Below are 11939 nucleotides of genomic sequence, written 5' to 3' on the forward strand. Positions count from 1 at the left end.
TATGCCGAAAAAAGGAAAGATAGCGGCAGAAGAAAAAATACGTATCGTAGAATCATATCTATCAGGAAAAGTCGGATGTTGTGAAGCGGGACGATTGGCAGGAGTAAATCATAAGACGATTGCAGATTGGGTCAGCCGATATAAGTCGGAAGGGTCGGGAGGATTTCTGCCCCAAAAGCATGAGCGGGCATACAGCAAGGAAACGAAGCTATCGGCGGTTTTTGATTATTTGACTGGAAAAGGTTCCTTGCAGGAAATATGCCAGGAATACAAAATACGGAGTACCAAACAACTCCGGGACTGGTTAAAGGTGTATAATCGTCATGAGGACTTCACGATACAGACAGGAGGAAGCCGCATGACGAAGGGCCGGAACACCACCGCACAAGAGCGGATACAGATTGTAAAAGAGTGTATTTCCAATGGATATAATTATGGCGCAGCAGCGCTCAAATACCAAGTTTCATACCAGCAGGTCTACACGTGGACAAATAAATATCGCAAGATGGGAGAAGCGGGGCTGGAAGACCGGCGGGGACACCGCGCCGGAACGCTGCCGAGCCGTACGCCGGAGGAAGAACTAAGAGACCGGATAGCGCAGCTTGAACGGGAAAAATACGATCTTGAAATGGAGAACGCCTTGTTAAAAAAAGTGAAGGAATTGGAAAGGAGGCGACGCTGAGCTTCGTAAGGTGTCAGTCAACCTATGAAGCAGTGAGAATACTATCTGAGGAGCGGTCATTTCCTGTATGGAAGCTCTGCGACTTTTTACACATCACGCGTTCAGCATATTATCGATGGCTGATGCATCCGAAGAGCAACCGTGAGTTGGAGAACGAGCGAATTGCAGGTGTAATTGGGAATATACATAAAGCGCATCCGGATATGGGATACCGTAGAATACGGGACGAGTTAGACAGGAAACACGACATCCATGTAAATGATAAACGTATTCTTCGGATCAATCGTGCTCTTCATATCCAATCAACGATTAAGTATAGAAGGCACGGATGCACCAGGAGCGCGACATCTCCGGAATACATCGCCAAAAACTATCTAAAACGGCAGTTTCACGCAGATGTGCCAAACTCGAAATGGCTGACGGATGTGACGGAGTTCAAGTATTACATTGGGCCGGAAGTCCACAAGATATATTTGAGCGCTATATTGGATCTGTATGATCGGCGCATCGTCTCCTATGCCCTAGGCGATCACAATGATAACAGGATCGTTTTCGACACATTTGACGCTGCAGTGACCTCCAATCCCGATGCCCATCCGATGTTTCACAGCGACCGTGGTTTCCAATACACAAGCCGTTCTTTTCACATGAAGATTCAGGCCGCAAGAATGAAGCAAAGCATGTCTAGAGTGGCGCACTGTATCGATAACGGTCCGATGGAAGGCTTTTGGAGCATTCTAAAACGTGAAATGTATTATGGGTACAAATTCACCAGCCGGGAACAGCTTGCGCAAACTATTTCCGACTACATCTATTATTACAATTACCAGCGTTTACAGCGTCGTTTGTCTGTCATGACACCGATGGAGTTCCATCAACAGTACACAAAGGCTGCATAAAAAAACGCTGCCCACCATTCGGTCAACAGCGATCAAGTTCTTCTATTTTTTCATTGTCCTCTTGACGGGGTGCACAGCATTGTCTTGAGGGTTTGTTTATTTATTGCAGGATTTTTTAGCCAGGCAATGAATAAAATAACAACATACTTATCTTTATTCAACTCATTACGGAGGCTTTAGTATGCAGCAGTATAAGATTCTTGCTATTAATCCTGGCTCAACTTCAACCAAAATAGCTGTCTATACTAATGATGTAATTGACTTTGAGCAAGTTATCCGTCATAGTATTGACGAGCTTAAACCTTTCACAACAATCTATGATCAGTATGACTACCGGTTGCAGTTAGTGAAGAAAGCTCTCTCAGACCACCATATCATAGTTAATAGCTTAGCGGCTGTTGTCGGGCGTGGTGGTCCGTTAAAACCGCTAGGCAGTGGCACATATGCGGTAAACGATAGAATGATCCATGATTTAAAACGAGAAGTACAAACTGAACATGCCTCCAACTTGGGTGGCATGTTAGCAAGAGGCATTGCCGATCAGAACAATATTCCGGCTTTTATTGTAGATCCGGTAAGTGTAGATGAGCTCGAACCATTGGCCAGAATTACCGGCTTACCAGAGATACCTCGCCGCAGCTTGTTTCATGCCCTCAATTTAAAAGCCGTTGCCCATAGCGTAGCCAAAGATTTAAATAAAGACTATGCTGCCCTTACCTTAATTCTTATTCATCTTGGTAGTGGTATTTCTGTTGGTGTGCAGCAAAATGGCAAAATGATTGATGTAACCAATCCTAATGATCTCGGTCCTTTTTCTCCGGAACGTGCCGGTGCTGTACCTTCCTATGGTTTGCTTAACCTGTGTTTTTCCGGTAAATATACCCTTGATGAAATCAAGAAGAAGCTAATTGGCAATGCGGGGTTGCTGGCTCATCTTGGTACCAGTGACGGCCGGGAAGTGGAAAGCCGCATTGCGGGTGGCGATACTAAAGCTGCCCTCATTTATGAGGCGATGGCTTATCAGGTAGCAAAAGAGATTGGCGCTATGGCCACTGTCGTACACGGGCAGGTGGACGGAATTGTTCTCACCGGTGGTTTGGCTTATTCACAAATGCTGGTCAAAATGATTACCGACCGGGTGAATTTTATCGGTCCAGTGATCGTCCATCCCGGGGAAGACGAACTTAAGGCTTTGGTTGAAGGGGCTTTACGGGTATTGCGTGGTGAGGAGCAAGCGAAAGCCTATGAGTGAACTTGTTTCAGCAGAGCTGAAACATCGGTGGGTTCAGGTGGGGAGTCTACCCCACCTGACAAACGCCGCCTGCAGAGGCGGGAGCTTAACTCGCCGCAAAAGATAAACAGGAAACTGGTAATTACTGGTGAGTATTCTTGCTCAGCAACTCATGCAGCGTTTTATACTTTTTGCTCATGGTATGTAATTCTTTAAGTAACTCCCGGATCGTACCACTAAAGTAAAAGCCTTGAGCCAAAATCACTTTCATGGGGACATCCCTCCTTATGGAGGTAAGATATGAACTATTTTAGTAATATATGTTAAAAAAAATAGGAGGCTATTATATGTCACACACCCAGACAGATCTTTATGAACAGTTAACAAGCTCGGAACGTTTATTTGAGGGTAAAGTCATTAACCTGCGACGGGATGAGGTAATTCTTCCTAATGGCCGAACCGGAATGCGGGAAGTGGTAGAACACCCTGGCGCAGTTGCCATTGTGCCGGTAACAACTGATGGCGGTATTATCCTGGTACGGCAATTTCGTCATCCCATTGGCCAGATTATTCTCGAAGTACCTGCCGGAAAACTTGATCCTGGTGAAGACCCCGCAGATTGTGCAGAGCGTGAATTAGCTGAAGAAACTGGTTTTATGGCCAATAAATTGCGCAAGCTGACATCCATGTATACAACTCCGGGATTTTCCAATGAGATTATTCATATCTATCTGGCAGAAGATCTTGTCGAATCAGATAAACAGCCTGATGAAGACGAGTTTATTCACACTGAGGTCTTTACCCCTGAACAAATCCGGGAAATGATTGCCAGTGGTGAACTATGTGATGCCAAGAGCTTAGTGGCGTTATGTTTGGCAGGAATATAACTATATGTTAAATCAGTATTTTACTGATCTGCACATTCATGTAGGCATGAGCCACAGCGGTAAATGGGTAAAAATCCCAACTTCAAGGCGGTTAACAGTCCGCGGAATCTTAGAGGAAGCAACTGATCGTAAAGGGTTGAATATCATCGGTATTATTGATGCCTTATCGCCATTGGTACTTGCCGATTTAAAAGCGCTTATCGAAGAAGAAGTACTTTTGCCAGCCAGCAGTGGTGGCTATATCTACCGGGATAATACGCTCGTTGTACTTGGTGCGGAGATTGAAACACGGGAAGTAAACGGTGGTTTGGCACATACCCTGATATTTGTGCCTGATTTTAAAACAATGACAACCTTCTCTGCCTATATGAGTCAATATATCCGTAATATTAATCTTAGTTCGCAAAATGCCCATATACCCCTAAAACAGCTCATTCAAATTGCCAGCGGTTTTGAGGCCCTTATCATCCCAGCCCATGTTTTCACTCCCCATAAAAGCCTTTTCGGCGTATGCTGCCAACGGTTATCCCATATTCTGTCTGATCAGGATATGGGTAAAATAGCGGCAATTGAACTAGGACTAAGTGCGGACAGCAACATGGCAGACAGAATCAGTGAGTTAGCCGGCTACACGTTTATAACCAATTCAGATGCCCACTCACTTGATAAAATTGCTCGTGAATACAATATTTTTTCTATGGAAACCTTGTCATTTCAAGAGATAGCTAACACCTTATCCCGTACAGGAGAGCGTCAGGTTATAGCCAACTATGGGCTTGATCCCCGCTTAGGAAAGTATCACCGTACTTTTTGCCACAAGTGTGGCTTTACTGATAACCAAACTGGTCTGAATCTTGATGCCTGCTGCCCAAAATGCGGCAGCAATACGTTAACTAAGGGTGTATTTGAACGGATTAATGAAATAGCCGATTATGCTGAGCCACATCCGCCTGCACACCGGCCGCAGTATTGTTATCAAATACCTTTAGAATTTATCCCCGGACTAGGTAAAAAAGTTATGGCTAAACTACTGGAAGCATTTGACACAGAAATGAATATTCTACACTACGCGACGCATGAAGCTTTGTCAACCGTGGCTGGTATTAAAATTGCCAATTTTATTATGGCTGCACGAGTTGGAACGGCAGCAATCAGTGCTGGCGGCGGCGGCATTTATGGTCGCATGCTAAATATAGTGGACAAATAGGTCTAAACAGTTTTAGCAAGACATATATTGTAGCAGGTACTGACAGGGAGGTACATGCATGCTAAAACTTTTTCGCCGTAATGCCGCCGATTATATTCGCGCGAATATTGTGGCTTATTTTTTTATGATACTTATTTTTGTTATCGGCATAGTTATTGGAGCTATGGCTGTAAAAACACTGCCTGATGAACAAAAAATAGAACTTGTCGGCTATTTGCGAGTATTCTTTCAAGGTCTGACGGAACAACCATCGGGAATCGGTACTACCCAATCCCTGTTAACTAGTGTAATTGGTAATAATAGTAGACTAATTGGTATTATGTGGCTGCTGGGTTTTACTATTGTCGGTATACCCTTTGTCCTGTTCATGGTATGTTTACGAGGATTTGTTATTGGGTTTACTGTTGGGTTCTTAGTCAACGAATATGTAATGAAAGGGTTATTATTTGCTATTGTTGCCGTGTTGCCGCACAATTTTCTAGCTGTGCCCGCTATTTTAGCCACCGGGGTAGCGGCGACAACCTTTTCTTTAATGTTAGTGCGGCGTAAGCATCATAGCAAAGATAATCTACTTTACAACTCAATCGCCTATTCGGTATTTTGTTTAGCTATGCTGGTGATAATGCTGGGCGCGGCACTAATAGAAGTATTTGTTTCACCGGTATTTATGAAACTGGTAGCACATCTTATCCGCACATAAAAAAACGCTACGCGTCCTTTGTCTTACGTTGAGTCAATGGAGAATACAAGGTGAGGGGTTTACTTTTGGCATTGCCCCAAGCCTCCAAAAACTGAAAAGCCGGGCAATATTCCTAAAATCCGTAAACTCACTACGCTCAAACAGTACGGATTTTTTAACGGAATACCGCCCGGCTTTTCTCCTGCGAAACGCTTTTTCCGGCAAAGGCCGGGGGGTTATTACTTATAATTGAATTTACAAAATAAGAATAAAGCTACTACGGGGTGAATAAGTTATACTATTAAGTTAAGCAGCAATGAGTAAACAAATTACGGTGGGAGGGGAAGTAAAGGCGCATGGTAATAACATTTTATTGGCGAAGTTTCCTTAAAAGATCCAAATTATATATCAAGATTATTCTATTAACGCTTATTATCTTCTATATTCTACCTGCATTGATTACCTTACTAATGGAATACAACAGTCCTGGTCTGAAAATACGCGACCAACATCTATTAGAAAAGCCTTTACGGGTTATGGCTACTGCTAGTCTGGTTGACATTTACGGTATGACATAGAGTAGCAGCTCTTACAAAAAAATGCTAAAACTTTACAAAACAACAGTAGACAAATAAAGGAAAAGTAAACTTAATGTTGAATAAAATAGCTAGACCAGATACTTGTAATGTGTTGGCCGGAAATCTGGGAAGAAAAAAGGGTGGTAAAATAAAATGGAATCGTATGTTAATGAATTCATTAACTACCTTGCAGTTGAGCGGGGATTAGCTCAAAATACGCTAGAATCTTACGGACGGGATCTCAGGCAATACCAGACGTTTTTGCAAAATAGTCAATTAGATTTTTTACAAAACTCAAATCGTGACACCATCCTAAGTTATCTTAACAATCTCCAAGTCAAGGGGCGGGCTGTTTCTACAATATCACGCAATCTTGCTGCGATCAAATCATTTTATCAATATCTTGTTCGCGAACGTCATCTCGAAAAAGACCCGGCCGTGAACCTGGAGTCTCCAAAACTCGAAAAGAAATTACCTAAGATTCTTAGTATTGCTGAAGTGGAAGAGTTATTAAAACAACCCAACACCATTCAACCTACTGGCCTTAGGGATAAAGCCATGCTGGAGTTATTATATGCTACTGGTATCAGAGTTTCAGAGTTAATCAATCTCAATATATCTGATGTAAATCTTGATATGGGGTATATCAAATGTTATGGTAAAGGGGCTAAGGAACGGATTGTACCACTGGGCTCAATTGCTGCCAAATGTGCGCAAGAATACATAAATAAAGGCCGTCCTAAGCTGGTTCGCACCTACGAAGAGTCTTCTTTGTTTGTCAACCATCATGGTAACCGGCTTACTCGTCAGGGTTTCTGGAAAATTATTAAAAAATACGCGTTGGAAGCTAATATTACCAAGGACATTACTCCTCATACCCTTCGGCATTCCTTTGCTACCCACTTATTGGAAAACGGCGCCGATTTACGTTCGGTTCAGGAAATGCTCGGTCATGCCGATATATCAACAACACAAATTTATACTCATGTAACAAAAAATCATTTGAAAGAAGTATATGATAAAACACATCCCCGCGCATAATAGTACTATACTACTTTACAGAGGAGCTATAGAAATTTGTTTAAACGAATATTTGTGATTGTACTTGACAGTGTAGGAATTGGAGCTATGCCTGATGCTTTTCACTATGGCGATACGAAAGCCAATACGCTGGTACATATTGCTGAATATAAGGGCGGGCTGAATTTGCCGGTACTGGCTAGCATGGGGTTAGGTTTAATTGAACCCATTGCTGGTATTCCGGAAGTTTCCCGTCCTATTGCTGCTTTTGGGAAGATGGCTGAGATTTCTGTTGGTAAAGATACAACAAGTGGCCATTGGGAATTGGCTGGTTGTCCACTGTTTACCGCATTTCCTGTGTACCCAAACGGGTTTCCACCTGAAGTCATCGAAAAGTTCACCACTTATACCGGGCTGCGTGTCTTAGGCAATAAAGCGGCATCAGGTACAGAAATTATCGTGGAATTAGGCGAAGAGCATTTGCGTACAGGCCAACCAATCGTATATACTTCAGCTGATAGTGTTTTTCAAATTGCTGCCCATGAAGAAATAATTCCTCTGGAACGTTTATATGAATTATGCAAAATAGTCAGAGAGAAAATTTGCGTTGGTGACCATGCTGTTGGCCGGATTATTGCCAGACCTTTTATTGGTAAACCGGGAAGTTTTGCCCGCACTGCCAATCGCCATGACTATAGTTTACAGCCACCTGAAGCAACCGTTCTTGATCTGCTGAAGCAAGCCGGCTTATCAGTGACTGGTATTGGTAAAATTGCCGACATTTATGCCCATCAGGGCTTAACTCAGTCGTATCCTACTAAATCCAACAAGCAGGGTATGGAAATTATTACAGACCTTGCTGAAAGAGATTTCACCAATGGCCTGATAATGGCCAACCTTGTCGAATTTGACAGTGCTTACGGACATCGCAACGATCCGGCAGGCTATGCTCAGGCACTGGAAGAGTTTGACCTTGCTTTAGCCAGTTTCAAAGCTAAACTCACAGAGGATGATTTATTATTCATAACTGCAGACCATGGCTGTGATCCTACACTAGCAGGTACTGACCATACAAGAGAATATGTGCCGCTTTTAGCCTATCACCAACGCTTGGCGGGACAGGTGATAAATCTGGGAGTACGATCAACATTTGCCGACCTGGGAGCAACGATAGCTGATAATTTCGGGTTACCACCGCTGGCGTATGGACAAAGTTTTCTAAAAGACCTATTGAGGTGATAAATAGTGTGGGCTGCTGATATAATTACCAAAAAACGTGATGGCGCAGAGCTTTCAGATAATGAAATTGAGTGGTTGATAAAATCATATACAAGTAATGAGATACCAGATTATCAAATGGCAGCTTGGCTGATGGCGATCTTCTTTCAAGGCATGACAAACAAGGAAACGGCTGCTCTTACCATGGCTATGGCAACTTCCGGGGATATAGTTGATCTAAGTCAAATACCGGGGATTAAGGTGGACAAGCATAGTACAGGCGGAGTAGGCGATAGTACTACTTTGATCCTTGCACCCCTTGTAGCTGCTGCCGGAGTACCTGTAGCCAAAATGTCCGGACGGGGTTTGGGTTTTACCGGCGGAACCATTGATAAGCTGGAAGCTATTCCTGGCTTTAAGACCACACTGGCTCACCGTGAGTTTATTGCCAATTTGCTAACCTATAATATTGCATTAACCGGTCAGTCAGCTGCCATTGCTCCGGCAGATGGTAAACTTTACTCGCTCCGGGATGTTACAGCCACAGTAGAAAGCATACCGCTCATTGCCTCCTCCATAATGAGTAAAAAGATTGCCTCCGGCGCCGATAAAATTGTGTTAGATGTCAAAGTCGGCAATGGTGCCTTTATGAAGAATAAAACAGATGCCATTCGTTTAGCTGAAACGATGGTTGGTATTGGACAATTTGTTGACCGGGAAACAATAGCAATAATAACAAACATGGAGCAGCCCTTAGGTATGGCTGTCGGCAATAGCCTCGAGATTAAGGAAGCGATTAAACTATTATCAGGACAGGGAGAACTCGCGCTCAGAGAGATTTGTCTAACACTCGGCTCACATATGCTGGTGTTAGGAAAGAAAGCATCAACCCCTGAAGAGGGATACCGGCAGTTAGCCGCCTTGATCGATAATGGGCAGGCTTTAGCCAAGTTTGAAGAATTCATTGCTGCTCAAAGCGGTGATGCTACTATTGTGCATGACAATACTAAGTTACCCCAGGCCCATTTTATTCAAGAAGTAAGCAGTTTGGGACAAGGTTATGTTACGGCTATTAGTGCCGCTCAGATTGGGTATGCTGCAATGCGGCTTGGAGCAGGACGGGAATTTAAAGGACAAGCAATTGACTTGTCTGCAGGTATCGTTATGCAATGCCGGTTGGGTCAAGCCATTAGACGCGGGCAGCCCCTGGCAACTATCTATACGAATGACAAGTCAAGGCTTGAAGAAGCCAGATTAATGATCCAGCAGGCTGTTCGGATTAATACCCAACCCGCTGCTGCCATACCACTGGTAATGGGAATTGTTGATAAACATGGATTTCGCAATTGGCTGGCATAACGCCAGTCAATTTTTTTTGTTCTAATTTTGGTTAAGCTTTTTTAATCCGGGAAATCATAAATTCAAAGGAAAGGAGTGTTCTAAATTGATCCGAAAAACATTGCTAGCAACATTAGTATTATTTGCATTTGCTGTTACTACCGTTCTTGGCGCTCCGTTGGCACCAGCAAAATCACCGGCAGATGCACAGTTGCAGACAAGTGCTGTATCAGCTGTTCTCATGGACGAAAATGGAACCCTGCTTTTTGAGAAGGATGCCCATAAGCGATTGCCACCTGCCAGTGTAACTAAGATTATGACGTTGCTCTTAGCTGTTGAAGCCATTGAACAAGGGCGCATTAATCTTGTTGATGAAGTGTATACCAGTGAAACTGCCTGGCGTCAGGGTGGTTCGCAGATTTGGCTGGAACCAGGAGAAAAGATGACAGTTAAGGATGTGCTGTCAGCTATCGCTGTTGTGAGTGCTAACGATGCTGCCGTAGCACTGATGGAGCATATTTATGGCAGTGAACAGTCAGCGGTTGAAGCTATGAATAACCGGGCTGAATCGCTTGGCCTTGCGGATACTCATTTTAACAATGTGAATGGATTGCCAACAACCGATCACTATATGAGCGCTTATGATGCTGCGCTAATTGCTAAAGAAGCTGTTACACACCCATTATATATGGACATGTGTGGTATCAAAGAAACATGGCTGCGGGACGGCAAGAATTGGCTTGTTAATACCAATAAACTGCTGTGGTGGTACAAAGGCGGCGATGGTTTAAAAACCGGCTGGACGGAAGAAGCAAAGTATTGTTTTGTCGGCACTGCCAAGCGGGATGGCCTCCGGCTTATTTCGTCAGTCTTTGCCACACCTGAACCACGCTCACACCTTAGAGAAAGTATGAAATTGCTTGATTGGGGTTTCGCTAACTTTGCCGCTGTACCAATAGTAAATCAGGGAGCAGTAGTAGAGCGGCTAAAAGTCAACAAAGGGATTGAAAAGGAAATCCAACTGGTAGCCTCTCAAGACTTAAATCTAATTATCAGCAAAGGACAAAGCAAAAACTTACAGAAAAAGATAGTAGCCGATTCAAGTATTAACGCACCAATAACCGAAGGTCAAAAATGCGGCGAACTAGTTGTAATCAAAGATGGTAAAGAAGTCGGCAAGGTTAATCTGATTGCAGAAAAATCCATTCCTAAAGCTGGTTTGATACGCATTTTTCAGACTATGATCACTAATATATTTACTGTATTTAACTAGCCTCATAATCTAGCTGTTCTTGAAACTGCAGGAAAATTTCTGCAGTTTTTTATTTTTATTTGGCAGGAAAATTTTTCCTTTTATCGAATTAGCTATATAGTAATGCTGATAACTTAGGAGGTTATATCGTTGAAAGTCGTTACATTTATGAAGCAAGGTATTCTTGTTGTAAGGCTTGAGGGTGAGTTGGATGTTTGCGGGGCTAACGAATTTCGTACTTCAGTTGACGAGGCGCTTGCTGCAACAGGTGCCAAACATATCTTACTTAATATGCAGGGCGTTAGTTTTATCGATAGTTCGGGATTGGGTGTTGTTCTTGGGCGGTACAAGCGTATTGCTCAACTTGGAGGTAAAATACTTGTCGTTCATCTTGAACCACAGATAAAGCGGATATTTGAATTGGCTGGATTAATGAAAATATTGACAGTCTATCAATCAGAAGAGCAAGCGTTAGATTTACTATGAGGAGGCTTTGCCAGTGGGAATCCAAATAAAAAATCAGATAAAGCTCACAATCTTAAGTATTAATGAAAATGTGGGATTTGCCAGAGCCGCTACCGCCGCTTTTTCAGCCCAGGCAGATTTGACGCTCACGGAAATTGATGAAATTAAAGTCGCTGTTTCAGAGGCGGTCTCTAATGCCGTCATTCATGGTTATGGCAGTGATCCCCATAAGCAAAATTATATTGAATTAGTAATGAACTTGTATCAAGATAAACTTGAGTTTATCATAATTGACTATGGCCATGGAATTGCCAATATTGAAGAAGCACGGCAACCTTCATTCTCAAGTGATCCGGAACGCATGGGGCTGGGTTTTGTCTTTATGGACTCTTTTATGGATGAGCTGGAGGTTCTATCTAAACTCGGTCAGGGTACAACCATAAGAATGGTTAAACTGCTTGTACCAAGTACCGAGCACTAGGT

Annotated in this window: 14 protein-coding genes; 13 read left to right on the forward strand and 1 reads right to left on the reverse strand. The window is 43.1% G+C overall.

Annotated features, from left to right (window positions below; translation table 11 throughout):
- Nucleotide 1 precedes the first annotated feature (1 nt).
- The 3 genes from SALPA_RS30595 to buk all read left to right on the forward strand — a co-directional run bounded on the left by SALPA_RS30595 (nucleotide 2) and on the right by buk (nucleotide 2833).
- Nucleotides 2-682, forward strand: a complete 681-nt coding sequence (locus SALPA_RS30595) for a helix-turn-helix domain-containing protein (protein ID WP_145100282.1) — start codon at nucleotides 2-4, stop codon at nucleotides 680-682.
- Complete coding sequence (locus tag SALPA_RS30600; protein WP_255451414.1) at nucleotides 679-1581, forward strand: IS3 family transposase; 903 nt, start codon at nucleotides 679-681, stop codon at nucleotides 1579-1581. Before SALPA_RS30595 ends, SALPA_RS30600 begins: the two co-directional genes overlap by 4 nt.
- A 181-nt stretch (nucleotides 1582-1762) precedes the next feature.
- Nucleotides 1763-2833, forward strand: coding sequence for a butyrate kinase (gene buk, locus SALPA_RS24645; RefSeq protein WP_145100285.1), 1071 nt, complete (start codon nucleotides 1763-1765; stop codon nucleotides 2831-2833).
- Nucleotides 2834-2954: 121 nt separating this feature from the next.
- On the opposite strand, the gene SALPA_RS31680 is transcribed toward buk, so the two are convergent.
- Entirely contained in the window at nucleotides 2955-3083 is a 129-nt protein-coding gene (locus SALPA_RS31680) for a hypothetical protein (RefSeq protein WP_255451339.1), read from the reverse strand.
- A gap of 76 nt (nucleotides 3084-3159) precedes the next feature.
- Between SALPA_RS31680 and SALPA_RS24650 the strand changes: the two genes are divergently transcribed.
- From SALPA_RS24650 to spoIIAB, 10 genes are all read left to right on the forward strand, one after another.
- A complete protein-coding gene (locus tag SALPA_RS24650) occupies nucleotides 3160-3699 on the forward strand; it encodes an NUDIX hydrolase (protein ID WP_145100288.1) in 540 nt (179 codons plus the stop codon).
- 4 nt (nucleotides 3700-3703) lie between these two features.
- The gene (locus SALPA_RS24655) at nucleotides 3704-4906 is read left to right on the forward strand and encodes an endonuclease Q family protein (protein WP_145100291.1); all 1203 of its coding nucleotides are present in this window, start codon (nucleotides 3704-3706) and stop codon (nucleotides 4904-4906) included.
- 58 nt (nucleotides 4907-4964) lie between these two features.
- Entirely contained in the window at nucleotides 4965-5606 is a 642-nt protein-coding gene (gene spoIIM, locus SALPA_RS24660; RefSeq protein WP_145100295.1) for a stage II sporulation protein M, read from the forward strand.
- Between the two features lie 335 nt (nucleotides 5607-5941).
- The gene (locus tag SALPA_RS24665; protein WP_145100298.1) at nucleotides 5942-6163 is read left to right on the forward strand and encodes a hypothetical protein; all 222 of its coding nucleotides are present in this window, start codon (nucleotides 5942-5944) and stop codon (nucleotides 6161-6163) included.
- A gap of 153 nt (nucleotides 6164-6316) precedes the next feature.
- Complete coding sequence (gene xerD, locus SALPA_RS24670) at nucleotides 6317-7204, forward strand: site-specific tyrosine recombinase XerD (protein ID WP_145100300.1); 888 nt, start codon at nucleotides 6317-6319, stop codon at nucleotides 7202-7204.
- Nucleotides 7205-7240: 36 nt separating this feature from the next.
- Complete coding sequence (locus SALPA_RS24675) at nucleotides 7241-8422, forward strand: phosphopentomutase (RefSeq protein WP_145100303.1); 1182 nt, start codon at nucleotides 7241-7243, stop codon at nucleotides 8420-8422.
- Nucleotides 8423-8428: 6 nt separating this feature from the next.
- Nucleotides 8429-9760 (forward strand): pyrimidine-nucleoside phosphorylase, encoded by a 1332-nt coding sequence (locus tag SALPA_RS24680; RefSeq protein WP_145100306.1) that lies wholly within the window; start codon nucleotides 8429-8431, stop codon nucleotides 9758-9760.
- Between the two features lie 85 nt (nucleotides 9761-9845).
- Nucleotides 9846-11012, forward strand: coding sequence for a D-alanyl-D-alanine carboxypeptidase family protein (locus SALPA_RS24685; RefSeq protein WP_145100309.1), 1167 nt, complete (start codon nucleotides 9846-9848; stop codon nucleotides 11010-11012).
- 129 nt (nucleotides 11013-11141) lie between these two features.
- Nucleotides 11142-11477: an anti-sigma F factor antagonist gene (spoIIAA, locus tag SALPA_RS24690; protein ID WP_145100312.1), complete on the forward strand. Its 336-nt coding sequence runs from the start codon at nucleotides 11142-11144 to the stop codon at nucleotides 11475-11477.
- Between the two features lie 13 nt (nucleotides 11478-11490).
- Entirely contained in the window at nucleotides 11491-11937 is a 447-nt protein-coding gene (gene spoIIAB / locus SALPA_RS24695) for an anti-sigma F factor (RefSeq protein WP_255451340.1), read from the forward strand.
- The last annotated feature ends 2 nt before the right edge of the window (nucleotides 11938-11939 follow it).

This window comes from Sporomusa sp. KB1 (assembly GCF_007830295.1).
GTDB lineage: Bacteria > Bacillota > Negativicutes > Sporomusales > Sporomusaceae > Sporomusa.